The 25,378-nt window shown below is 48.1% G+C and carries 23 protein-coding genes; 16 read left to right on the forward strand and 7 right to left on the reverse strand.

Annotated elements, in window-relative coordinates:
• Positions 1 to 47: 47 nt before the first annotated feature.
• The 5 genes from B0475_RS08120 to B0475_RS08140 form a co-directional block, all read right to left on the reverse strand.
• On the reverse strand, positions 48 to 695 hold the full coding sequence (locus tag B0475_RS08120) for an OmpA family protein (RefSeq protein ID WP_332835500.1): 648 nt from the start codon (positions 693 to 695) through the stop codon (positions 48 to 50).
• Between the two features lie 132 nt (positions 696 to 827).
• Positions 828 to 1,589: a hypothetical protein gene (locus B0475_RS08125; protein WP_077411316.1), complete on the reverse strand. Its 762-nt coding sequence runs from the start codon at positions 1,587 to 1,589 to the stop codon at positions 828 to 830.
• Between the two features lie 219 nt (positions 1,590 to 1,808).
• Positions 1,809 to 2,558 carry a hypothetical protein gene (locus B0475_RS08130; RefSeq protein WP_077411317.1) on the reverse strand — a complete coding sequence of 250 codons (750 nt, stop codon included), beginning with the start codon at positions 2,556 to 2,558 and terminating at the stop codon, positions 1,809 to 1,811.
• Positions 2,559 to 2,589: 31 nt separating this feature from the next.
• Positions 2,590 to 3,420 (reverse strand): archaetidylserine decarboxylase, encoded by an 831-nt coding sequence (gene asd / locus B0475_RS08135; protein WP_077411318.1) that lies wholly within the window; start codon positions 3,418 to 3,420, stop codon positions 2,590 to 2,592.
• A 5-nt stretch (positions 3,421 to 3,425) separates the two neighbouring features.
• A complete protein-coding gene (locus B0475_RS08140; protein WP_077411319.1) occupies positions 3,426 to 4,040 on the reverse strand; it encodes an SCO family protein in 615 nt (204 codons plus the stop codon).
• 78 nt (positions 4,041 to 4,118) lie between these two features.
• On the opposite strand from B0475_RS08140, the gene prmB reads away from it, so the two are divergent.
• The 10 genes from prmB to B0475_RS08190 all read left to right on the forward strand — a co-directional run bounded on the left by prmB (position 4,119) and on the right by B0475_RS08190 (position 15,564).
• Entirely contained in the window at positions 4,119 to 5,027 is a 909-nt protein-coding gene (prmB, locus tag B0475_RS08145; RefSeq protein WP_077411320.1) for a 50S ribosomal protein L3 N(5)-glutamine methyltransferase, read from the forward strand.
• Complete coding sequence (aroC, locus tag B0475_RS08150) at positions 5,017 to 6,087, forward strand: chorismate synthase (protein WP_077411321.1); 1,071 nt, start codon at positions 5,017 to 5,019, stop codon at positions 6,085 to 6,087. The genes prmB and aroC overlap by 11 nt, the downstream gene beginning before the upstream one ends.
• Before the next feature lie 42 nt (positions 6,088 to 6,129).
• The gene (locus tag B0475_RS08155) at positions 6,130 to 7,158 is read left to right on the forward strand and encodes an aspartate-semialdehyde dehydrogenase (RefSeq protein ID WP_077411322.1); all 1,029 of its coding nucleotides are present in this window, start codon (positions 6,130 to 6,132) and stop codon (positions 7,156 to 7,158) included.
• 145 nt (positions 7,159 to 7,303) lie between these two features.
• Complete coding sequence (locus B0475_RS08160) at positions 7,304 to 9,913, forward strand: FimV/HubP family polar landmark protein (RefSeq protein WP_198538167.1); 2,610 nt, start codon at positions 7,304 to 7,306, stop codon at positions 9,911 to 9,913.
• A gap of 52 nt (positions 9,914 to 9,965) precedes the next feature.
• Positions 9,966 to 10,742, forward strand: coding sequence for a tRNA pseudouridine(38-40) synthase TruA (gene truA, locus B0475_RS08165; protein ID WP_077411324.1), 777 nt, complete (start codon positions 9,966 to 9,968; stop codon positions 10,740 to 10,742).
• Entirely contained in the window at positions 10,705 to 11,361 is a 657-nt protein-coding gene (locus B0475_RS08170; protein ID WP_077411325.1) for a phosphoribosylanthranilate isomerase, read from the forward strand. The genes truA and B0475_RS08170 overlap by 38 nt, the downstream gene beginning before the upstream one ends.
• 30 nt (positions 11,362 to 11,391) lie before the next feature.
• Positions 11,392 to 12,597: a tryptophan synthase subunit beta gene (gene trpB / locus B0475_RS08175; RefSeq protein WP_077411326.1), complete on the forward strand. Its 1,206-nt coding sequence runs from the start codon at positions 11,392 to 11,394 to the stop codon at positions 12,595 to 12,597.
• Entirely contained in the window at positions 12,594 to 13,391 is a 798-nt protein-coding gene (trpA, locus tag B0475_RS08180; RefSeq protein WP_077411327.1) for a tryptophan synthase subunit alpha, read from the forward strand. The genes trpB and trpA overlap by 4 nt, the downstream gene beginning before the upstream one ends.
• Before the next feature lie 33 nt (positions 13,392 to 13,424).
• The gene (gene accD / locus B0475_RS08185; RefSeq protein ID WP_077411328.1) at positions 13,425 to 14,330 is read left to right on the forward strand and encodes an acetyl-CoA carboxylase, carboxyltransferase subunit beta; all 906 of its coding nucleotides are present in this window, start codon (positions 13,425 to 13,427) and stop codon (positions 14,328 to 14,330) included.
• Positions 14,317 to 15,564, forward strand: coding sequence for a bifunctional folylpolyglutamate synthase/dihydrofolate synthase (locus B0475_RS08190; RefSeq protein ID WP_077411329.1), 1,248 nt, complete (start codon positions 14,317 to 14,319; stop codon positions 15,562 to 15,564). The genes accD and B0475_RS08190 overlap by 14 nt, the downstream gene beginning before the upstream one ends.
• A gap of 131 nt (positions 15,565 to 15,695) precedes the next feature.
• Here the strand turns inward: B0475_RS08190 and ppsA are convergent, their stop codons facing one another.
• The gene (gene ppsA / locus B0475_RS08195; protein ID WP_077411330.1) at positions 15,696 to 18,050 is read right to left on the reverse strand and encodes a phosphoenolpyruvate synthase; all 2,355 of its coding nucleotides are present in this window, start codon (positions 18,048 to 18,050) and stop codon (positions 15,696 to 15,698) included.
• A 114-nt stretch (positions 18,051 to 18,164) separates the two neighbouring features.
• On the opposite strand from ppsA, the gene ppsR reads away from it, so the two are divergent.
• From ppsR to B0475_RS08225, 6 genes are read left to right on the forward strand one after another with little or no spacing between them, the layout of a single operon-like run.
• Positions 18,165 to 18,986: a posphoenolpyruvate synthetase regulatory kinase/phosphorylase PpsR gene (gene ppsR, locus B0475_RS08200; protein ID WP_077411331.1), complete on the forward strand. Its 822-nt coding sequence runs from the start codon at positions 18,165 to 18,167 to the stop codon at positions 18,984 to 18,986.
• Entirely contained in the window at positions 18,987 to 19,463 is a 477-nt protein-coding gene (locus B0475_RS08205) for a DUF1249 domain-containing protein (RefSeq protein ID WP_077411332.1), read from the forward strand.
• An 18-nt stretch (positions 19,464 to 19,481) separates the two neighbouring features.
• Positions 19,482 to 21,254, forward strand: coding sequence for an FAD-dependent oxidoreductase (locus tag B0475_RS08210; protein ID WP_077411333.1), 1,773 nt, complete (start codon positions 19,482 to 19,484; stop codon positions 21,252 to 21,254).
• The gene (locus tag B0475_RS08215; protein WP_109862365.1) at positions 21,251 to 23,080 is read left to right on the forward strand and encodes a 2-oxoacid:acceptor oxidoreductase subunit alpha; all 1,830 of its coding nucleotides are present in this window, start codon (positions 21,251 to 21,253) and stop codon (positions 23,078 to 23,080) included. The genes B0475_RS08210 and B0475_RS08215 overlap by 4 nt, the downstream gene beginning before the upstream one ends.
• A 1-nt stretch (position 23,081) precedes the next feature.
• Positions 23,082 to 24,134, forward strand: a complete 1,053-nt coding sequence (locus tag B0475_RS08220) for a 2-oxoacid:ferredoxin oxidoreductase subunit beta (RefSeq protein ID WP_077411335.1) — start codon at positions 23,082 to 23,084, stop codon at positions 24,132 to 24,134.
• A gap of 2 nt (positions 24,135 to 24,136) precedes the next feature.
• Complete coding sequence (locus tag B0475_RS08225; RefSeq protein WP_198538168.1) at positions 24,137 to 24,913, forward strand: class I SAM-dependent methyltransferase; 777 nt, start codon at positions 24,137 to 24,139, stop codon at positions 24,911 to 24,913.
• A 20-nt stretch (positions 24,914 to 24,933) separates the two neighbouring features.
• Here the strand turns inward: B0475_RS08225 and B0475_RS08230 are convergent, their stop codons facing one another.
• A complete protein-coding gene (locus B0475_RS08230; protein WP_157892802.1) occupies positions 24,934 to 25,302 on the reverse strand; it encodes a PilZ domain-containing protein in 369 nt (122 codons plus the stop codon).
• Between the last annotated feature and the right edge of the window lie 76 nt (positions 25,303 to 25,378).

Raw genomic sequence — 25,378 nt, forward strand, 5'->3', positions numbered from 1 at the left:
CTCGGGGATGGCTTCAGGGAGTTTGATTTGCGATGAGTTTTTTCTACTCAGGGTTCAATGGCCGTGATGAATAATTCAACCCGACGATTTTGACTGCGACCATATTCTGTGTTGTTATCTGCAATGGGTTGTGATTCTCCCAGTCCGTAAGGGGCCAATCGATTGGCTGGGATGCCCTGTGCCTGTAAGTAGTCAGCCACACTGTAAGCCCGTTGATAGGACAGGTTTCGGTTGTATTCGTCTTTGCCGGTTGAATCGGTATGACCAATGACGTCCAGGTTGGTGTCCTTGTATTTGTAAAGCACTTTGGCCACTGCATTCAGGCTGGAATAAAAGCTGCTTTTGATGTTGTATTCATCGGTTGCAAAAGTGATGTTGCTTGGCATGATCAGTTGAATCTGGTCACCATCCCGGCGAACCTGAACGCCAGAACCTTGTAATTCCCTGCGTAATTCAGCTTCCTGGTGATCCATATAGGCGCCAACCCCGGCACCGATGGCAGCGCAACCTGCTGCTGCATTGCGGGCACTTTTCGAGTTCCGGGTGGCACCAATCAAGCCGCATACGATGGCTCCTGCGGCACCGTATGTAACACTTTTGCGGACTTTCTCATCGCCGGTATATGGATCGGTGGTGGTACAGCCGCCCAATACAGTCATGGCCATCACGGTTAAGATTGTTGTTTTCTTCATCATACTCACTCATTTATGGGTTCGCTGACAGGTTACCTAAATGCGGCTTAACAGATTGTGAACAGGGTGGCGAAAATGAGCGGGCACAAAAAAAGGAGGCTTGGCCTCCTTTGTTATGATGTGAATCGCTGTTCTTCAGTCTTCGTCCTCGTGCATGGATAAATCAACCCGATGACGATAAATGGTGTAGTGGGTCGACTTGATCGCGCCATTGAACTGATCAAACATTTTTTCGGCTTTTTTCTTCGATTTTTTATGTTTCACCACAAAATCATAAAAGCTTTCTTCCATTGGTGCCATATCTGCATAGTTGGCATAGGGCGTGGCCAGGGTAACACCGCCGTCACCACCAACCGGGTATGACCAGGACCAGTTTCTGGGCCAGCCATTGTCTTTGGCCAATGTGCTCATCGACTTGATTGAGGCGGACATGTCGCTGCCTTTGCCTGACTTCACTTCAAAATGAGTTACACCCACAAAATTGGCTTTGGTGTTTTCCCCCCAGTTACTGTTTCTGGTGTCGATCTCGGTGAAGTTGTGCATGTACTTTTGTACATGCGGATGAACGGTTTCGTTGAAGTGTTCACCCATGTGCTCGTTGGACCATTTGGCATACTTATCCTGATCGGCCCATTCAAAACAACAGCTTCGCACCACATAGTTGTTCAACTTGTCGCCGGTGACAGGCACGTAGGTGTCCCAGTGTCTTGGGTCCCCTTTTTCCATGCGCATTTTCAGATGGGCTTTCAAGGCAGCTTCAAATTCTGCCCCATGCCCTTCTTTGGGTACCATGGTCCAGCCATCAGCAATTAAAGTCGGTGGCTTTTCGTGGTTATCTGCTGCACACCAGGTTGGTATCATCAGTAAGCAGATGATAAATGAAAGAAATTTGTTCATGATTTTCCCCTGTTTTTTTTGTAGTTATTGCACACAATCAATAACTGTTGAGGGGTTGACGTTGAATTTAAAATAGCGCAAAAATATTGATAAGTCAATGAAATTAGTTCTGCTGCGCGCAGCCAGCAAAACAGTTTGTTTTGCATTTTCCCACCAGTACCGGTGCCCGAAAGGTCAGATGAAACGACCAGCGAACAGAGGTGATACAGCAATGGTGGGTTAAATTTGGTCTGAATGTATCCTGGGTTGGGTGGTTAATTGCAGCAATTTTCTGATCTCGTAAATCATGATGCCCCGGGTGTATTGCAGATAAAAATATTTTTGAAACATGTCACTGTCTTCGCGCAGCGTGGTGTCATATTCCTGTTGATGCTGTTCACGGGCGATGTGGGTCCATTCGGTGGCATCAATTTCTGAATGGGGGTCATTGAAGTTGAGCTCACGCACCAATTCAGGATCCAGTTCAAAACCCAACTCCTGAGGGTACCTGAGGGCATATTCCCCGGTATCTGTCAGTAAAACCTGTAACTGACAAAATGGTTTAAAGCCATGATATTCTCCCTGGTTAGCTGACTCTTTGAGAAACACCAAATAACGCTGGCCTTCCTCAACCCGATCAGGGTAGTAGCACACATGCTCCTCAAACCCTTTGCTGCTGATAATCAGTAGATCGTCTTTCTTGACACCTTTGTAAGGCACCCGGACAGTCAGAAATCCCTGGCCGCTGGCATTCAGCTCACGGGTTTGGAGGTAATCGATGTTAATGACCTGAGCAATAGCCACCACATCGGCCCAGGCGGCAGCCTCCGCAAATGAGGCAAATTTAACTGGTTCCAGCGGTGTGTAATCAAAGGCATAATCCCGATTGGCTTCAGGCAACAGGTTAGATGGTTCTGGCTGCGCTGTGACTTCATTCAGAAACATGGCCAGAAAGCTGCAGATGAGTATGTTTAAGGTCTTGGTTTTCATGTGGCTATGGACCATTTAGGTTGCAAAAGATTCAAAGAATTGTGGCAATTCTTTCACCCAGTTTCAGTGGGCTGCCAGCTTTCAAATGAGGTTCAAATCCAATGCGACCTTCAGGGAACAGCATGATCACAGTTGAACCCATGTTAAAACGGCCCATTTCATCGCCTTTTTGGTATTGTGTTTTGCCTTCAGGGATCAGGTCGGTTACCTGGCTGGCATATGGTGGGGTGATCACCCCATTACTGATGGTTTCGATGCTTGAAACCAGAATGGCGCCGACATAAATGTACGCCATTTTGCCGAACGGCGTATGCAGGGTATTGACCAGTCGTTCATTGCGGGCAAACAGACGTGGGATTTTTTGGGTGGTCCAGTCTGCTACACTGAACAGTCGGCCAGGTACATGTCGCATGGCTTTGATTTCACATTTCACTGGTGCATGTAAGCGGTGATAATCTTTGGGTGACAGGTAAATGGTGACAAACTGTCCGTTGAGGTAATCTGAGTCCAGCGAGCTGGCCAACAAATCTTTGATGGTGTAATGGTGACCTTTGGCTTGCAGGATTTCGTCTTTGTTGATTTGGCCTATCTGAGAAATAACCCCGTCAACCGGTGAAACCACACTGTCGGATGACTGGTCAACAGGGCGACTGCCTGGTTTGAGCGCCCTGGTGAAAAAAGCATTGAAATGTGGGTAATCAGCAAAATCTTTGGAAGCAGCTTCATCCAGATTGATATTGAATTTTTTAATCATGCGCTTCATGGTGAAGTTTTTCACCGGTTTGAAACGAATTCGCATCAGCTTGTGCATGATTTTTGACAGCAAGCGATGGGGTAAAATATATTGAAAGATCAGGGCCATGGTAATCAGGATTGGTTGATGAGTTGGATGAGGTCTGCGGCAATGGCATCGGCTTGGTGAGGCGCAGTAAACAAGCCAATGCGTTCCCCCTGTGGATTGATCACAAACAGGGCAGAGGCATGGTCAACATCATAGACCTGGTCGCCGATTTCATGATCTTCAACCCGGTAAGCCACGCCCAGCTGTGAGGCGATTGACAGGATATTGGCTTCATCACCGGTCAGGGCGTAAAAATCCGGATTAAAATATTCAATGTAATCTTTCAGCAAAGCCGGGGTGTCGCGGTCCGGGTCAACAGAGACAAAAATGATGCGTGGTGGCTGGGTCCCGGTCGCTTTTATTTTTTGCTCTACTATTTGCAGATCCAGCAAGGTGGTTGGACAAATATCCGGACAATTGGCGAATCCGAAAAACACCACTGAATATTCACCTTTAAATTGCTCGGCTTGCCAGGATTCGGACAAGTGGCTGGTGAGTTGAAAGCCTGAGAAAGGCTTGCCCTGAGGGAACAACTTCAGGGCCTGAAAATCAGTGGACGAAGTGTCTTGTTTGCCGCACCCGGCCAGTGCAAAAATGAACAGCATGGATGCGATTGATTTCAGTACAGAAAGATTCCTCATAAGCCTCTTTTAAGAGTTGACCTCTACAGTAAAAACAGGCATTGTATACCTTTTTGATCACAGGCGAAATAAGTGTCCATGGAGTTGCAGCATATTTTTGATCAATCAGTGGCGCAGCTAAAAGCACATGACCTGTTTTATGGGCATGGAGTGGCTGATGCAGAAGATGAAGTCATACTTTTGCTGATGCATGTCATGCAGGTGGATTTTGAATCCCTCAATCAAATGCAACAGGCGTTGGTGACTGATGAGCAGCAGCAGCAAATTGCCAGGCTATTGACTGAACGGGTGTCCTCCAGAAAACCCATGGCTTATCTGATCGGCATGTCGGTGTTTGCCGGATTGATTTTTCGGGTAGATGAACGTGTCCTGATTCCCCGCTCACCATTCGTCAGTTTAATCGACGAGGGTTTTGCTCCGTGGGTGGACATGTCCAGTGTGAGCCGCGTACTTGATATGTGTACCGGTTCGGGTTGCATTGGTTTGGCTGTGGCACATTACTTTCCAGATACCCAGGTGGATTTGGTCGACCTCAGTGAGCCGGCCCTTGACCTGGCCCGGTTGAATCAGGACAGACTGCAACTGACAGATCGCACACGTTGTATTCATTCCGATCTGTTCGATTCTTTGGAAGAAGAAAGGTACGACCTGATCATTGCCAATCCTCCTTATGTGGATGAAGATGAATACCGCACTTTACCCGATGAATACCGGCACGAGCCGGAAATGGCACTGGTCAGTGACTGGCAAGGCATGCAACTGCCGGTCAGGATTCTGGCTGCAGCCGCGGGATACCTGAGTGAATCGGGTTGCCTGTTCCTTGAAGTCGGCTACAATGACGACGTATTGAATCGTTGTTTGCCGGATGTGCCCATCACCTGGGTTGATTTAACCGCCGGAGGGCATGGAATATGTGTCTTTAGCCGGCGGGATTTGTTAAAGTACCAGCCGCAATTTTCAGCATTTTTAAAAGCCCATGTCACATAATACATTTGGAAAAGTTTTGCGTTTCACATCATTCGGTGAGTCCCATGGAGCCACCATTGGCTGCGTGCTTGATGGGTTTCCGCCGGGCATGCCCATCACTGAAGAAGAAATCAAAGTCGAACTAAAGCGACGGGCCACCGGCCAGTCACGTCATACCTCTCAACGAAAAGAGGCCGATGATGTGAACATCATATCCGGGGTGTTTGAAGGTGTTACCACAGGTCACCCAATCGCATTGTTGATTGAAAACACCGATGCCCGAAGCAAAGATTACACCAATATTGCCAAACAAATCAGGCCTGGTCATGCTGATTTCAGTTACTGGAAAAAATACGGTGTTCGCGATTACCGTGGTGGAGGTCGGTCTTCCGCCAGGGAAACCGCCATGCGGGTGGCAGCCGGCGCCCTGGCCAGAAAATGGTTGAAAATTCACCATGACATTGAAATCATTGCCTGGTTGTCCCAACTGGGAGAAATCGACCTGTCTCCGGGTGACTTAACCCGGATTGACGAAAGCCCTTTTTTCACTGGTGAAATTGATCGGGTAGCTGAACTTGACCAATACATGGATGCATTGCGCAAATCTGGTGATTCAGTGGGCGCCAGGATCAATGCCAAAGCCGTTGGCGTACCGGCCGGGCTGGGTGAACCAGTGTATGGTAAGCTCGATGCGGAGTTGGCCCTGGCCATGATGAGCATCAATGCCACCAAAGGGGTGGAAATCGGAGCTGGTTTTGATTCAGTGAGTCAACATGGATCAGTACACCGCGATGAAATCATCGACGGTGAATTTGACAGCAATCATGCAGGCGGAATTCTGGCAGGGGTTTCCACTGGTCAGGACATCACCCTCAGTGTGGCGTTTAAGCCGACATCTTCACTGCGTTTGCCGGCTAAAAGCATTGATGTGGATGGTCAGCCCATTGAAGTGGTGACCAAAGGCCGGCATGATCCTTGTGTCGGAATCAGGGCAACCCCCATTGTGGAAGCCATGATGGCGCTGGTGATCATGGATCATTTGATGCGTCACCAGGCGCAAACCCAATCACACCAAAGATAACAAACATAACCAAAACATTCATTTCTCGGATCTCATAAAAACATGACTCAAAAATACAATGTGGCGGTGGTAGGAGCCACCGGAGCAGTGGGTAAAACCATGCTGGACATCCTGCAGGAAAGACAATTTCCTGTGGCAAAAATTTTTCCACTGGCCAGTGAGCGCAGTGCAGGAGAAACCATTGATTTCAATAAACAGGAAGTCATGGTTGGCAATCTGGCAGACTTTGATTTCAGCCAGGCTGACATTGCCTTGTTCTCCGCAGGCGGTGGTGTTTCAGCTGAATATGCCCCCAAAGCAGCCTCGGCCCGCTGTGTGGTGATAGACAACACATCCTATTTCAGAAATGAGCAGGACATCCCGTTGGTGGTGCCTGAGGTTAACCCCCAGGCCATTGGTGAATACACCAACAGTTACATCATTGCCAATCCTAATTGTTCAACCATTCAAATGCTGGTGGCTTTGGCACCGATTCACAGGGCGGTGGGAATCACCAGGATCAATGTGGCCACATATCAATCGGTTTCAGGCGCCGGTAACAAAGGCATTGATGAACTGTCAGAACAGACCCGTTCATTGTTGAATTTCAAACCACTGAAAACCAGCGCTTTTTCTCAACAAATTGCTTTTAACGTGATTCCTCAGATTGACCAGTTCCAGGACAACGGCTACACCAGGGAAGAAATGAAAATGGTTTGGGAAACCCATAAAATTCTGGCAGATTCCTCCATACGGGTGAACCCAACCTGTGTCAGGGTGCCTGTGTTTTATGGTCATGCAGAAGCGGTACACATCGAAACGAGAGACAAGATCACAGCAGCTGAAGCCAGTCAGATTCTCAGTCAATCACCAGGCGTGCAATTGATGGATCAGCCAGGTCAACTGGAATATCCTTCTCCGGCAGTGCATGCAGCAGGGAATGACCCGGTATTTGTTGGTCGGATTCGTGAAGACATCAGCCATGAGAAGGGATTAAACTTGTGGATTGTCTCTGATAATATCCGTAAAGGCGCGGCGTTAAACAGTGTGCAAATCGCTGAAAATCTGATAAAAATACTGGATAAAGAGTAAGTTAGCTCATTTTTTTTAGATAAATTCTTGGCTTTTTATTGTAGAATTAGTTACCATCAATATCGAATGATAAAAATCTCACCATTACAAACGTAAAAGCATTGGGTAAATTATGAAGAAAAAATTGATTTTATTGACCTTGGTTATGAGTTTAACCATTGTTTCGCAATCAACATTCTCCCTGGGAATGGGAAATATACAGGTCTATTCTTCTCTGGATGAACCGTTGCGTGCCAACATCGAGTTAATCGTCAGCCCCGATGAAGATTTGCAAAACCTGACGGTGACCCTGGCATCCTCTGCTGATTATCAGCGGGTGGGACTGGACAGGTCATTTGTGCCAGGTAATATTTCTGTGGCACTGGATGAGAACAATCCCACGATAGTCAATGTCACTTCCAACGGACCGGTTTCCGAACCCATTGTCAGTTTGCTGTTGGATGTGAATTGGAACAATGGTCGAATCTTGCGTGAATTCACAGTTTTACTCGATCCACCTGCTTACGAAGTCAGTTCAGCTGACGTGCAAGTCAATAATGTGGTGGTGGACCAGGTTGGTGAGGCTGTGGTTGAAGACACCAATGATGAACAGCCACAATTGCAGGAACGCACGGCTCCGGCTGAACAAACCGTGACCACATACACCAATGAAGATGTGCAGGCAGATTCAGCGGCCACAGAATTGAGTCGTGATTCTTATGACAGCGAAGTATTTGTCAATGCCGGTGATACATTATGGGGTATTGCCAATCGCAACAAACTGGGTGGGTTGTCAACCAACCAGATGATGATCGCGATATTTAACAACAACAGTTCGGCATTCATTGATAATAACATCAATAAGCTGATCAAAGGGAGCCGCCTGACCATGCCAACAATGGCAGAAGCAGAAGCCATCAGTTACAGTGAAGCACTGGCTGAAGTTGAATCTCATAATCAGAACTGGTCTGGTTCAGCAGCCACCGATTACAGCAGCTTTCAAACCACCACTGACGATGACCTGACCGATGAGTATGACAGCGCGTCACTTGATTATGGTGTGCAGTTGTCTGGTGGTGACAGTGATGGTTCCGACAACGGCCAAACCAACGCAGATGCCGGTGATGATGACAGCACCTCTTTAACTGCAGAAGAAGCCTTTAACCAGGAAAGTCAGCAGGCAGACATGCAAGACCGGATTTCAGAACTCGAAGACATTGTTGAACAACAACAGTCTGTCATTGAAATTCAGGATGGCGGGCTTTCGAACCTGGAAAATCAACTGGCAGAAGCCAACGAAGGTGATTCTGTGGCCATGACCGATGATGGCATGGAAGAAGGTGTTGCTGTGGATGACAACCTGGTGGATGATGTATGGGACACTCCTGTGGATGATGCAACCACAGATGGTGGTCTTGATCTGCAACTGACTGATGTGGACACAACAGCCACAGATGATGACATGTCCGGCATTTCAGGCACTGGCAGTGATACAGAGAGTGAAGAACTTGATGGTGCTGTTCAGCCTGCAGAAGAAAGTGCCGACAAATCGCCTCCTAAATTCACCGCTGTTCCTGCACAAACTGAATCAATGGTCGATAAAACCATTAATTGGGTGATGGACAACCTGCAGTGGGTACTGATTGGTTTGGTTGGCTTGATTCTGGTGATTTTTGTGCCCAGATTCCTGAGCAATCGAGGAGCAGGAGACGAGGAAGAAACCAGTTTCCTGGATGACATCAAGCAACGCAATAAAGAAGCAGATGAGCTGGATGACCCGACTGAAATGGCGGATACCAAACTCAATGCCCCATTGCCCGATGATGCAGATTCCGCTACTGAAGATGAGGCTGAAGAGGTTGATTCTGATGAAGATGGTGATGTCCTGGCAGAGCTTGATAAGTCCATTATGTTTGGCGACCAGGAAGAACAGGATGATGACATCAGTCAATTATTGGATGAAGCTGAGCAATCTGATCCGGTTTCCACAGATGATGGTGGTTTTGATCTTGATGGCTTCCTTGATGATGACAACGATGATGAAGCCGAAGGTGATGTTGAGGACGATTTGACTGAAAGTGGGGTTGAACCTGAAGCCGAAGAATCTTTAGTCGCTGATGATCTCAGTGATGATGATTTTAATTTTGATCTGGATGACCTGGAAGATGATGGCGATTCTACCAAAACCCTGGAGCGCGATCTGAGCGAGTCTCAGAAAGCAGCACTGGGTAGCGAAGATTCAGATGAAACAATGGATGAGTCTGATGATGATTTCGATTTAAATTTGGAAGATGAATTTGCAGAGCTGGATTTGGATGACGATGACAGTGATGATGCGGAAACAGCAGTTGAAGTCGATGATGCCTCTGAATCAGATGCTGATGAGATTGATTTTGACGAAGATTTCGACTTCGATCTTGACGATGAATTGGATGACATGGTTGCAGATGATGCTGCTGATGAAGAAACTCCGGTTGAAGTCGCTGTAGATGAAGCCGCGGACGATGAGGAATTCGATGATATTCTGGATTTGTCTGATGATGACAGCGATGATTTTAACATTGATGAAGGTGATGACACGATGGATGATGAGTTGGATTTAGGCCTTGAAGGTCTGCTGGATGAAGGCGATGCCATTGACACCAAACTGGATCTGGCAAAAGCCTATCTGGATATGGGTGATAATGAAGGCGCGAAAAACCTGCTTGAAGAAGTGGCCTCAGAAGGTAATGATTCACAGGTCGAAGCTGCCAGGAAATTGCTGGATGATATGTAAATCATTTTCTGCATAACATATAATAAGCCGGATCTTAGATTCGGCTTTTTTTATGCGTATTGCCTGTGGGGTAGAGTACGACGGAGAACCTTTTTTCGGTTTCCAGATTCAGGCTCAGGAGCCAACTGTTCAGTCTTGTCTGCAAAAAGCCATAGCGGTGGTGGCCAATCATGATGTGATTGTGCATTGTTCGGGCCGCACTGATACGGGAGTCAGTGCACGTCACCAGGTCATCCATTTTGAAACAGATTCACACAGAACTGACTGGCAATGGACCATGGGCATCAATAAAAACCTTCATAAGGGTATCAGTATCCTGTGGGTTAAAGAGGTTCCTGATGACTTCCATGCCAGGTTTTCTGCCATCAGCCGGAGTTATGAATACCGCATACTTAACCGTTCTGTCAGGCCGGCCATCAATCGCCATCATTTGACATGGATTGCACACCCGCTGAATCATAATGACATGCATCAGGCTGTACAAACACTGATAGGAACACATGACTTTAATGCTTTGAGGTCATCACAATGTCAGTCTCATGTATCAGTCAAAACCATTCATCACGCTGCTGTGATCAGATCAGGTGATCTGATCAGTCTGAGGGTTACAGCCAACGGTTTTTTGCATCACATGATCAGGAACATAGTGGGTACTTTGTTGCCCATCGGCAAAGGCCACAAACCAGTCAGTTGGATGGCAGAGGTGCTTGCCAGTCTGGACCGGCGTCAGGCAGGCATGACCGCTCCGCCTAATGGATTGGCCTTTGAACAAGTGATTTATCCGGAAAAATATGACATACCAACCATCAAATCAAGTAATCAGGATTAAATTCTGCGGTCTCACAAATTCCGCTGATGTGCTGGCGGCTGCAGACAGCGGTGCCGATGCTGTGGGGTTTGTGTTTGTCAGCCAAAGCCGCAGATACCTCACAACCGAACAAGCCGTGGAGCTGGTCAATTTGGCTAAAAAGCATGATCTGCTGACTGTCGCTTTGTTCGCTAATCAATCAGCCGAGGAAGTTTGTGAAGTGGTCGCCCGGATTGAGCCTGAAGTGTTACAGTTTCATGGAGACGAATCGGTCATATTCTGTGAGCAGTTTGATCGGCCTTACTGGAAAGCCATACCCATGTTGTCTACCAATGACTGGTTGGCATATGCCAAACAGTATGCCTCAGCTGATGCCTGGTTACTGGACTCATTTGGTGGCAGTCAAATTGGCGGATCAGGGACAAAATTTGTCTGGTTCGAAATACCATCCATTTACCGCAATAAAGTGATTCTGGCAGGTGGTATTGATGCCAGTAACGTTTGTCAGGCAATCGCTGAGACCGGTGTGACTTTTATTGATACCAGTAGTGGAATTGAGTCTTCACCTGGCGTAAAATCCAAAGAAAAAATGCAGGCCATGGTGACGCAGATCAGATCTGTCAGCCGGGAGCCTGAATAACCATTACCCATTAACCAACCTGAAAAAATCATGACAATTACATATTCTGAATTCCCCGACTCCAGAGGACACTTCGGTACCTTTGGAGGTGTGTTTGCCAGCGAAACGCTGATGCACTGTCTTGAAGAGCTGAAAGAGGCGTATCATCGCCTGAAACATGACGAAGCTTTCCTGACGCAGTTTAACCATGACCTGGCTGATTACGTCGGCAGGCCATCTCCCTTGTACTTCGCTGAACGACTGACAGACCAAGCAGGAGGGGCCAGAATCTGGCTGAAAAGAGAAGACCTCAATCACACCGGTGCTCATAAAATCAACAACACCGTCGGCCAGATATTATTGGCCAAAGCCATGGGCAAAAAACGCATCATTGCAGAAACCGGAGCGGGTCAGCATGGTGTGGCCACGGCCACGGTGGCTGCCAGACTGGGTTTGGAATGTGTGGTTTATATGGGCGAAGTTGACATTGCCAGACAGGCCATCAATGTCTATCGGATGAAATTGATGGGTGCTGAAGTGCGCAGTGTGGATTCGGGTTCTAAAACCCTCAAGGATGCATTGAATGAGGCCATGCGTGATTGGGTGACTCATGTGGATGATACCTTTTACATCATCGGAACGGTTGCTGGTCCTGACCCTTATCCGCAGATGGTCAGGGATTTTAACTCGGTCATTGGTCGTGAAACCAAAAAACAGTTTGCTGAAAAAGTTGGCGGGTTACCCGATGCATTGGTGGCTTGTGTGGGTGGCGGATCAAATGCCATTGGCTTGTTCCACCCATTTCTGGATGACCAGGAAGTCGCCATTTATGGAGTTGAAGCCGGTGGTCATGGTGTTTCAACCGGTGAACATGCCGCATCGATCTCTGCTGGAAAAGTAGGTGTGTTGCATGGTAACAGGACCTATGTCATGTCTGATAAGCAAGGGCAAATCATCGAAACCCATTCGATCTCGGCTGGTTTGGATTATCCCGGGGTCGGCCCTGAGCATGCATTCCTGAATCAAACCGGGCGGGCCAATTATGTTTCTATCAATGATGATGAAGCATTGGCTGCTTTTCATCAACTCACCCGGGTTGAGGGCATCTTGCCTGCTCTGGAAAGCGCTCATGCCGTGGCATACGCGGTTAAACTGGCCGCCAGTATGAGCAAAGAACAAAACATTGTGGTCAATTTATCAGGTCGTGGAGACAAAGACGTGCACACCATTGCCGCCATTGAAGGGGTTGACGTATGAGTCTGATCAAGAACAGATTGGCCGAATTGAATGGCCGCAAAGCTTTGGTCCCATTCATCACAGCAGGTCACCCTAAGCCCGAATTCACAGTGCCCCTGATGCATGAGTTGGTTGCTCAGGGTGCCGATATCATTGAATTAGGTATGCCTTTTTCAGATCCCATGGCAGATGGGCCTGTGATCCAGCAATCTTCTGAACAAGCCATTGCCAATGGCGTGGGGATTGAACAAACCATTGACATGGTCAAAGCGTTCAGGGCTGACAATCAACACACTCCGGTGGTGTTGATGGGTTACCTGAATCCGGTTGAATGCATGGGTCATCAGGTATTTGTCAGCCAAGCCAAAACTGCCGGTGTTGATGCACTGCTGCTGGTTGACAGTCCACCGGAGGAGTCCGATGATTTGTTACAGCACCTGAGATCCAATGATTTGGAACAAATTTTTCTGATAGCTCCGACCACCACTGAAAAACGCAAACACATGATTTGTGAACACGCATCTGGTTTTGTGTATTACGTGGCTCTTAAAGGTGTCACCGGTTCAGCAGACCTGGACACCGCTGCGGTGGCCAATGATGTGGCCAGTATCCGCCAACACACCGATTTGCCGGTGGCTGTTGGGTTTGGTGTAAAAGATGCACAATCAGCTGTGGCAGTAGCCGGTGCCGCCGATGCGGTGGTGATTGGTAGTGCGCTTGTCAGTTTGTTGAATGAATGTTCGGATTTGTCATCGGCAAAACGAGCCACAGAAGATTTTATCAAGCCTATCCGTGAAGCCTTGAATTCGCTATAATGGACGGTCGTTGAATCATAATTGGGAGCTTCCATGAGCTGGTTTCAGAAAATCATGTCATCTCGTATCCGTACCGAAGGTGGTAACAAAAAGAAAAACATTCCGGAAGGTTTGTGGGGCAAATGTAAATCCTGCGAAGCTGTTCTGTATCAACCTGAATCACTCAAGCAAGGAAAGGTATGTCCCAAGTGTGGTCATCATGAATCACTCTCTGGACGAGACCGCATTGAATATTTTCTCGACGATTCGCCGTTGGAAGAAATTGGTGCGGCGGTCAGGCCTGAAGATCCTTTGAAGTTCAAAGACACCAAGAAATACAAAGACCGCATTGTGGCGACCCAAAAAGCCACTGGTGAAAACGATGCCCTGGTGGCAGTCAAAGGTCAGCTCAAAGGTCGGACAGTGGTGGTCACTGCTTTTGATTTTAAGTACATGGGTGGCTCGATGGGCTCTGTGGTTGGAGAAAAATTTGTTCGCGCAGCACACTTGGCTTTGGAAGAAAAATTACCGCTGATAAATTTTTCCGCCTCAGGCGGTGCTCGGATGCAGGAATCATTGTTTTCATTGATGCAAATGTCCAAAACTTCTGCCGCTCTTAAACGCATGAAAATGGCGGGATTACCTTATGTTTCTGTGTTGACTAACCCCACAACAGGTGGTGTTTCAGCTTCACTGGCTATGCTTGGCGATATCAACATTGCTGAACCCAATGCACTGATTTGTTTTGCCGGTCCGCGGGTCATCGAGCAAACCGTGCGAGAAACCTTGCCTGAAGGTTTTCAGCGCAGTGAATTTCTACTCGAACATGGTGCGATTGACATGATTGTCAGCCGTCATCAGCTCAGTGACGAGATTTTTGCCTTGCTCGACTTGCTGTATCCGGCTGGTGGTCAGTTGATTGAACCGGATGAAGTGATCGTTGCCGATGAGCAAACTTGAAGCCCGTCTTCAGTCACTGAATCAGGAAAAAATCGATCTCGGTCTGGATCGTTTGAACGAAGTGCTGGAGCGACTGGCGCTGAGCTTACCAGAAACCATCATTACCGTAGGTGGTACCAACGGGAAAGGTTCAGTGGTTGCGGCCTTATCCGCTCTGGTCAGTTCGACTGGTACTTCATTCGGGGCCTTTACTTCACCACACATTCATCGCTTCAATGAACGAATCAGTGTCAATGGCCAGTCTGCCACTGATGAAGACATCCTCAGTGCTTTCGATCGCATTGATCAGGTGCGTCATGACATCCACTTGTCATACTTTGAGTATGCTTTGCTGGCTGCATTGTTGGTTTTTGTCCGGCATGGACTTGAAGTCATTATTCTTGAGGTGGGTTTGGGCGGGCGACTTGATGCCACCAACGTGCTTGATGCCGATGCAGCCATCATAACCACCGTTGATCTGGATCACATGGATTGGTTGGGTGATGACATAGAGCAAATTGCTGCGGAAAAAGCCGGCATCATCAGACCTGACCAACAGGTGGTGTATGGAGGTCAGGATGTGCCGCATAATATCCTTGCCAAAGTGGCCGAGACGGGTGCTCATTTCTTCAGTCCTGGCCGGGGGTTTGACATTCAATCTGACCCATCAGGTTTTTCCTACCTCAGTGAGCAACACAATTTCCACAATTTACCCAGACCAGCGCTTTCAGGAGACTGGCAGATAGATAATTTTGCTGCAGCTTTGACGGCTTTGCTGTCATTGGGCTGGTTGTTTTCCGCTGAACAGCTGAATCAGGCTCTTAAGCGCATGTCAGTCCCCGGTCGTTTGCAAACCATACAGCAAGCACCACTGGTGCTGGCAGACGTGGCTCATAACAGGCAATCTGCAACGAAGTTGGCCGAATGGCTCAACAACAATCCGGTTGCCGGACACACCCGGGCGGTGTTTTCTGTACTGCATGACAAACAAATGGCTCAATGGATTGAGGCTTTTGCTGAGGTGGTAGATCATTGGTTCATTTTTGAGTTGTCAACACCCAGGGCTTTGTCACTGACGGAACTGAAGGATCAACTCACCACACAAGTGACATTGATCTCTCAGTGGAAGTCTGGACCCGAGGCTTATCAGCGGGCAGTGGAAGTCTCTCAGCCAGATGATCGGGTGGTGGTGTTTGGTTCCTTCCATGTTTTGGATGAAGTGTTCAGGGATCAGCAAGTCATTTTCAGCCCCTGAAGAGGCGTCAAGCGATTGCCTGGATTGATGGGCGGCGCTGCTGCTTCTGTCTGGTGAGTGTTGTTTAAAAATGATGGCTGCCGAAGTCGTCAGGCGACTGTCAGCTTCGGCAGCCGGAGTAGATCAATTGCTCAGTGATTAGCCAGTTTGAGCCAGGTTTCAACCACCGTATCCGGGTTTAGCGAGACACTTTCGATACCCTGATCCATGAGCCATTCGGCCAAGTCTGGATGGTCTGAAGGGCCTTGTCCGCAAATGCCAATGTATTTGCCACGTTTTTTACAGGCTGAAATGGCCATGGCCAACATTTTTTTCACGGCCGGGTCGCGCTCATCAAACAGGTCGGCGATCAGGCCTGAATCCCGGTCAAGTCCGAGGGTCAATTGTGTCATGTCATTGGAGCCAATGGAAAAGCCGTCAAATATATCCAGAAACTCATCAGCCATCAATGCGTTCGATGGCAGTTCGCACATCATGATGATTTTCAGGCCGTTTTCGCCTTGCTTCAAACCAAACCTGGCCATCAGATCAATCACGCCCTGGCCTTCCTCAAGGGTGCGAACAAATGGTACCATGGCCCATACATTGGTCAGTCCCATTTCGTCTCGGATGAACTTCAGGGCCTCACATTCCATTTGGAAACAATCCACAAAAGAGTCATCCAGGTAACGGGACGCACCCCTAAAACCCAGCATTGGATTTTCTTCATGAGGCTCGAATGCTTGTCCGCCAATCAAATTGGCGTATTCATTGGATTTGAAATCTGATAACCGAACGATCACCGGGCTGGGATTGAATGCAGCAGCCAGGGTGGAAATGCCCTCAGCCAACCGCTTAACAAAGTAGTCCCGGGGTGAGGCATAGGCTGCTACCATCGGATCGGTGATGTTCCTTATTGACTCAGGTTGTTGATCATAATCCAGCAGAACTTTGGGGTGAATTCCGATCATGCGGTTGATGATGAATTCCAGCCGGGCCAGACCAATGCCAAAATTAGGTAGATTTTGAAAGTCAAAAGCTCGGTCAGGATTGCCCACGTTCATCATGATTTTTAATGGCGCATCCGGCATGTTTTCCAAATCTGTGGTCTTGATGTCAAAACCCATCAGCCCATCATACACATAACCGGTATCGCCTTCACAACATGACACGGTTACTTCATTGTTGTGATTGATCTGGCTGGTGGCATCACCACAGCCAACGATGGCAGGTATACCCAATTCACGGGCAATGATGGCCGCATGGCAGGTTCTGCCACCTCGGTTGGTGACAATCGCAGCGGCTTTTTTCATGATTGGTTCCCAGTCAGGGTCGGTCATGTCTGTCACCAATACATCACCAGCGTTGATCTGGTCCATTTGTTGAATGCTCTTGATGACTTTGGCCACACCCTGGCCAACTTTTTGACCGATGCTGCGACCTTCGCAAATCACCTGACCGCGCTGTTGCAATGAGTAACGTTCAATTTTCTGGCCAACGGCTTCTCTGGATTTCACGGTTTCCGGTCTGGCCTGAACGATGTATAACTCGCCGGTCACACCATCTTTGGCCCATTCAATGTCCATGGGTCGGCCATAGTGTTGTTCAATGATCAGAGCTTGTCTGGCCAATTGTGTGACTTCATCATCAGTGATGGAGAACTGTTGGCTGCGTTGAGGTTCAATGTTCTGCGTCATGACACCCTCATCACCATAAACCATTTCAATGGCCTTTGAGCCCAGATTGCGGCGCAATACCGCTGGCTGATTGGCTTTGATGCCAGGCTTGTAGACGTAGAATTCATCGGGGTTAACCGCTCCCTGAACCACCATTTCACCCAAACCATAGGAACTGGTGATGAACACCACATCATTGAAGCCCGATTCAGTGTCCATGGTAAACATCACGCCACTGGCAGCGATGTCTGAGCGAACCATTTGCTGGATACCTGCTGACAGATATACATCATCATGTTCAAAGCCATGATGAACCCGATAAGAAATGGCGCGGTCATTGTATAACGAAGCAAACACCTCATGGGCTTTGCGCAGGATTTCATCGGCGCCGTGAACGTTGAGGAATGTTTCCTGCTGGCCGGCAAAAGATGCGTCGGGTAAATCCTCTGCAGTGGCAGATGACCGAACAGCCACGGTGAAGTCAGTGCCCAAATCCTGTTTCATGGTCTCATAGGCATCACGAATCGCTTGTTCCAGGGGTGCCTGAAATGGAGTGTCAAGAATCCACCCTCTGATCAATTCTCCGGTTTGGCGCAACTGTTCTATGTTGTCAGTGTCGAGGTCTTTGAGTTGTTGGCTGATTCTTTCATTCAGGCCAGAGGTTTGTAAAAACTCTTTGAAGGCATCTGCTGTGGTGGCAAAGCCGCCTGGTACCTTGACACCCAATGCGTTGAGGTGGGTAATCATTTCGCCAAGCGAGGCATTTTTGCCACCGACCTGCTCCAGGTGAGACATGTTCAATTGGTCAAGTTTGATGATGTATTCAGGCATGAATTTCCCTGTGGTTAAGAAAAGTGTTATATTCTATATGTTCATGGGATTGTCATAAACAATCTATTGAAAAAAAACCGTTAAACATGGTTACCCATATCAACAGAGGGATCAATGAGCGAAAACAAACGTTGCGCTATATTTTATGTGTCAGACGGCACGGCCATCACTGCCGAAACCGTTGGCAGAAGTTTAATCACCCAGTTTACCGGCATAGACTTTATTGAAAAGCGATTGCCATTCATTAATGATGTGGAGACCGCTCAGGCAGCAGCGGCCATCATCAGAAACACCCCGTCCGATTTTCAGCAGCTGGTGATCAATACAGTGGTCGACCTTGAATTGCGGAAAATCATTCACTCCGCAGGTGGTCTTAAACTGGATCCATTCAACCGCCTGCTCAGGCGGATTGAAAACAACCTTGGGTTGAAGCGTGATCCCGGTGTGGGGCGGACTCACGGCATGTCGGACAGTACCTCTTACAATGATCGCATTGAAGCCACCAATTTCGCCTTATCTCATGATGATGGTGTCAATCTGAATTTGCATCAGGCTGATTTGGTTTTATTGGGTGTTTCCCGTTCGGGCAAAACACCCACTTGTCTGTATCTGGCGCTGCATTATGGCTTAAAGGCGGCCAATTACCCCATCACCGATGATGACCTTGAGCGCATGCGTTTGCCAGCTGATGTAATGGCTCACAAAAATAAACTGTTTGGCCTGACCATCGACCCGTTTCGTTTGTCACAAATCAGGAGTGAGCGTCGCCCCAATTCCAGGTATGCTGAGCTGCGTAAATGTCAGGCAGAAGTGAGTGACGCTGAAATGATTTATCACCGCAACCAAATCCCTTTTTTGAACACAACTCTTACCTCAATTGAAGAAATTTCAGGTAAGATAATGATTGCATTGGATTTAAACAAGAAACTGTATTAAATGATTTTGACCGAACAATACTTGTCCCACAGGCAATATGTACGCAGACACAACATCAGTTTGATGCAATTGCACGAGTTCAATCACCGGTTGATGGATCAATTGCTTCCGCAATCACTGTATCAGGGGCAAATCCTGCATTCGCTCCTACCGGATAAGCCGGTGTTAAAGATGCTGTGTACCGAGCGGTTTAAGTACACCACGGAAGTGTCTATGCAGCTGCTTTTTCCCTACAGTCAGTCAGATGAATTGGTTATCCGTGTTTATCACGATGCCGGACTGGCTGAGTTGACTCATGCCAATGAATTTGAACGACAATACCGGGCGCTCGGTGGTCGTGTTGATGCGGCCAATCAGGCCAGTCTTCGCTACAGTCAAAACTGTTTTCTCAACAAATGGTTGATATTTTTACTGGAAAAAGGTCACGGCAAAAGCAATTGGCAATCGCCGGTTGTGCAGCCAGATCTGACGCCTTGATTATTGGAAAACCTCACCATGAAACCAACTGATATTTCCGATCCAGATTATTTCCATAAAGTGGTCGATTGCCAATATGCTTGTCCGGCACACACGCCAGTACCTGAATACATCCGCCTCATTGCGGCCGGCAGGTACAACGATGCTTATATGATCAACTGGCAATCCAATGTTTTTCCGGGTGTCCTGGGCAGAACCTGTGACCGGCCTTGTGAACCGGCCTGCCGCCGTGGCCGCATTGAAGAAGAGCCGGTGGCCATCTGTCGCTTAAAGCGGGTGGCTGCTGACAATAAAACCGACATCAGTGACCGCCTTCCAGATATCCCGACTGAGAAGAATGGCAAAAAAGTGGCTTTGATTGGGGCCGGTCCGGCTTCACTGACTGTGGCCCGGGATTTGATGCCGTTGGGATATGCAATCGATTTATATGATGATCAGCGCAAAGGCGGTGGCTTCATGCGCAGTCAGATACCTTCATTCCGCTTGCCTGAATCGGTGTTAGACGAAGAAGTTAATTACATCCTCGATATGGGGGTGGTTACCCATTTTAACCAGACTGTTACCAGCATGAAAGACATGCTTGGCAAAGGTTATGATGCCATCTTTGTGGGTACCGGAGCACCAAGGGGGCGTGATTTGCCAAACTTGCCTGGGCGTGAAGAAGGTGATGCCAACATCCACATCGGTATTGACTGGTTGGCCAATGTGGCGTTTGAGCACATCAGCCGGATTGGCAAGAAGGTGTTGGTACTGGGTGGTGGAAACACGGCGATGGACTGTTGCCGGACAGCCAAGAGGCTGGGCGGAGAAGATGTTCGGGTGGTGGTCAGAAGTCCCAAAGCTGAGATGAAGGCATCTCCATGGGAAATTGAAGACGCCGAACACGAAGACATTCCAATGTATGAAAACCATAATCCCAAAGCCTTTGTCACTGAAAATGGCCGGCTGACTGGTATGCTCTTTGAACGGGTTGAACCGGTGTTTGATGACCGCGGCAAGCGCACCCTGGAACCCACGGGTGAAGAGGTGTTCATGGCATGTGATGATGTCTTAATGGCCATCGGTCAGTTGAATTCATTCCCCTGGATCGAACGGGACATCGGGATTGAATTCAATGACTGGGACATGCCTGAAGTGGATAAAACCACATTCCAGACTTCAGTGCCTGAAGTTTTTGTGGGTGGTGATGCAGCCTGGGGCCCGGAAAATGTCATCACCGCAGTGGCGCATGGTCATCAGGCGGCCATATCAATACATCACTTGTGTGAAGGCAAGTCAACGACTGACCGACCGGGACCAGAGGTCAATCTGATGAGTCAGAAAATGGGATTTCATGACTGGCTGTATGATGCCCACATCTCTGATGATGACCGTCATGTGGTGGCATTAATTGACAAGCAAAAAGCCCTTTCAGACCGTAAACTCGAAGTGGAAAAAGGTTTTGACCCGTTACAGGGGTATGATGAGGCCATGCGTTGTCTGAATTGTGATGTACAAACGGTGTTTGATAAAGACCGGTGCATTGAATGTGATGCTTGTGAAGACATTTGTCCCGTAGACTGTATCAACTTCACAGACAACGATGAAGAGGATTTGTTGCGGGATAAACTGAAAGTCAAAGCCACCAACAAAGATCAGGATCTGTATGTTTCTGATGCGCTCAAAACCAAACGGGTGATGGTCAAAGATGAAAATGTGTGCCTGCATTGTGGCCTGTGTGCCGAACGGTGCCCGACAGGAGCCTGGGATATGCAGAAATTCTTATTACACGAAGCCACAGCGGGTAAATGATGAACAACATAACAGCAACCAATGATTTCGTGATCCGTTTTGCCAATGTCAACGGGTCTGGCTCTGCATCGGCCAACAATCTATTCAGTAAAGCGGTGTTTAGGCTGGGTGTGCCGGTTGCCGCGAAAAACATATTTCCATCCAATATACAGGGCCTGCCTACCTGGTTTGAAGTTCGCATCAGTGAGCAGGGCTACCTTGGAAGACGAGGCGGGTATGATTTTGTGGTGGCAGTCAATGGACAAACCATGGTCAGGGATTACCAGGAGTTATTGCCAGGAGGGTATTTTTTTTATGACTCCTCAAAACGATTGCCAGATACTTTTACCCGGGAAGACATCACCCTGATCGGAATCCCATTGACAGACATCTGTAATGCTCATTATACCGAACCCCGCTTGCGGCAAATATTCAAAAACATCATTTATGTGGGCGCATTGGCCTACCTTTTTGAAATGGACTTCACTGTCTTCGAGGACTCGATCAAATCACAGTTTGCCAAAAAAGCCAAATTAATAGAGCCGAACATCAAAGCATTGAGGCTGGGTTTTGATTATGCAGAAGAACACCACAAGGCTTGTTGTGGGCTGAACATTCACCGCAGAGACCTGAATGGCGACCAAATCATGATGGAGGGCAATGCAGCAGCTGGTCTGGGTGCGGTTTTTGCCGGAGCAACGGTGGCTGGCTGGTACCCTATCACCCCATCCACATCAGTGGTAGAGGCGTTTGAAAAGTATTGCAAAGCCTACCGGGTTGACGAACAAAGCGGGCAGAACAAATTTGCCATCCTGCAGGCTGAAGATGAATTGGCCGCGATCGGTATCGTGATTGGTGCCAGTTGGAATGGGGCCCGGGCATTTACTGCCACGTCAGGTCCGGGGGTTTCGTTGATGAGCGAATTTTTGGGATTGGCTTATTTTTCTGAGATTCCGGTGATGTTGATGGATATTCAACGTACCGGGCCGAGTACGGGCATGCCTACCAGGACTCAGCAATCTGATTTGCTGGCTGCTGCCTATGCCTCACATGGAGATACCAAAAATGTGTTGTTGTTTCCAGCGGATCCAACCGAATGTTTTGCCCATACAGTGATTGGCTTTGATCTGGCTGAACGCTTACAAACCCCGGTTATTCTGATGAGCGATCTGGATTTGGGGATGAATGTTCACCAGTGTGATCCCATCAACTGGGACGATGATTACACCTATGATCGGGGCAAGGTGCTTACTGAAGAGCAACTGGAGCATCTCGGCGAGCGCTGGGGTCGTTATCTGGATGTGGATGGGGACGGTATTCCATATCGTACAATTCCTGGAACACACCCTGAAAAGGGCGCCTTTTTCACCCGTGGATCATCCCATGATGAATACGCTGCATACACAGAAGATGGCACCGTTTATGCCCGCGGTATGGAGCGTCTGCTGGTCAAATGGGACACTGCCAAGACCCTGGTTCCAAAGGCAGATGTCTCAGGTCAATCGGCTTCTGTTGGAGTGATTTATTATGGCACCAGTGCCTGGTCTGCTGATGAAGCATTGGAAACACTCAGAACAACCCATGACATTGATGCCATGCGCATCAAAGCCTTCCCGTTTGGTGTAGAAGTCAGGGAGTTCATTGAAGCACATGATACCTTGTTTGTGATTGAGCAAAACCGTGACGCGCAAATGAAAACTTTGTTGGTCAACGAACTTTCTGTTGACCCCAATCAGTTTGTTGAAGTGCTCAATATAGATGGAATGCCCATCACTGCCAGCTACCTGGTTGAATCCATCAACCGGCAATTGGCAGACGTTCAATCCACCGTGCCCAGGGAGGCCTGACATGACTTTTATCCGACCCAATTTCAGACATCCGGAACTGAGCACCAATGCCATCGGTCAATCCATCAAAAGCTATGAAGGCGCATTGTCTACTTTGTGTGCCGGCTGTGGCCATGATTCCATCAGTGCAGCAATCATTAAATCTTGTTTTGACCTCAATTTGCAACCGCATAAAATCGCCAAAATTTCAGGCATCGGCTGTTCTTCGAAAACCCCAACATACTTTCTGGGCAAAGCCCATGGTTTCAACTCGGTTCACGGGCGCATGCCATCGGTGACCACCGGAGCCAATATGGCTAACCGTGATTTGCTCTATATAGGGGTTTCGGGGGATGGGGACACCGCATCAATTGGTATGGGCCAGTTTGCGCATGTGGTCAGAAGAAACCTCAATATGGTCTATATCGTCATGAACAATGGTTGTTATGGCTTGACCAAGGGTCAGGACTCAGCCACTGCGGACAAGGGTTCTGCCAGTAAAAAAGGCGTTCCCAGTGTGTTTGATTCCATTGATTTGTGCCAGTTGGCATTGCAGCTGGGAGCTGGCATGGTGGCCAGAAGTTTTTCCGGCGACAAACATCAGTTGATTCCATTGATCAAGGCGGCCATCAGACATCCTGGATTTGCCTTCATTGATGTGGTTTCCCCATGTGTGACCTTCAACAATACGCCGGCATCTACCAAAGGCTATGAATGGGTCAGGGATCATTTGGAGGCCACCGGTACCATTGATTTTATTCCGGCAAAATCAGAAATTACCATCGATTACCCGCCAGGCACCAGCCGTCAGGTCGAATTGCATGATGGCAGTGAATTGGTGCTGCAAAAGAATGCTGAAGATTACGATCTGAGCAGCCGCAAAGCTGCGATGAACCGCATCGAAGCAGTCAGGGAACAACAACACATCCTCACTGGATTGATTTATCACAATGAGTCGGCAGCTGACACACATGGGCTGATCAATACAGTCAGGCAGCCACTGAATGAATTGTCACAGCAAACATTGTGTCCTGGTTCTGGGGTGCTGGATTCGTTGAATGAGTCCCTGAGGTGAGCTTGGATAAACATTATTTTTATCAGCATGCGGTACAGTGTGTTGAGGCAGAAATTGATTTTGTTGAAGCAACCTTTCAGGAGTTGAAAGGCAGACCAGCCCGGACTTTGCGTGAAGATTTTTGTGGTACCGCACAAACCGCTTGTGAGTGGATTGGCCGCAATAAGGCCAACCAGGCTTGGGCGGTTGATCTGGACCCGCTGGTTTTACAGTGGGGTATGGATCATAATGTTTCATCGCTGGATGAAAGCCAACAACAGCGAATTGTGTTGCTCAATGAGAATGTCATGGCGGTTTCTGCACCAGCCGTGGATGCAGTTCTGGCCATGAATTTCAGCTACTTTATTTTTATGGACAGGCCAACAATGATTCGTTATTTCGCCAGTGTCAGGGAATCACTCAAAGATGACGGGGTGTTCTTTCTGGATGCTTTTGGCGGGTATGAAGCGGCCAAAGAAGTGAGGGAAGAGCGTGAGTGTGATGGTTTCACCTATATTTGGGAGCAAGCCAGTTTCAACCCAATCAATTCGCAGATGCAATGTTACATTCATTTTGTCACTGATGAAGGGATAAAGATGGACCGGGCATTTTCATATTACTGGCGGTTGTGGACCTTGCCTGAAATCACGGGTATGCTGCTTGAGGCTGGTTTTACCACTGCGGAAGTTTACTGGGAAGGAACCGATGATGAGACCGGCGAGGGAGATGGGGTTTATACCTCTTCACGTGAAGGCACGGCTGATGCAGCCTGGGTATGCTATTTGGTTGCTGAAAAATAGGTGGCGGATTGTTTGTGGTCTTATTCGGATAAGGTTTTGATGTCTTTTCTGAGGTTTTCTTTCTCTTTGATGTTCAATTCAATGGTGCGCTTTAATATGGCAAAGCTGTCCATATCGATTTGAGTCCATTCTGCACCAAATGTCTCGCCATTGGAGTGAATCACCTCAATGTTCATGATGATGGCTGGAGAATTGTCCACAGGTATACTGAGGCGTAATAAGTCGCCTGATTTAAGCACGTGTTCTTTGGGGCAACTCAGCAAAGCGCCTTTCAAAGATAAATCATGAATGTGCGAAGTCCAGCACTGCATGCCCGTATACAAAGTCACTTCCTTTCTGACGGGAATGCGGGTGAATCTTCTTCGATCAACTTGGTTGTCTGTGCTCATGTTTTGAATTGTATCTGTATTGTTCATCTGTGCAACCTAAACATCAGAATATTATTCCATTATAGACCGATCATTG

The sequence above is a fragment of the Marinicella sediminis genome (genome assembly GCF_002000055.1).
Taxonomy (GTDB): domain Bacteria; phylum Pseudomonadota; class Gammaproteobacteria; order Xanthomonadales; family Marinicellaceae; genus Marinicella; species Marinicella sediminis.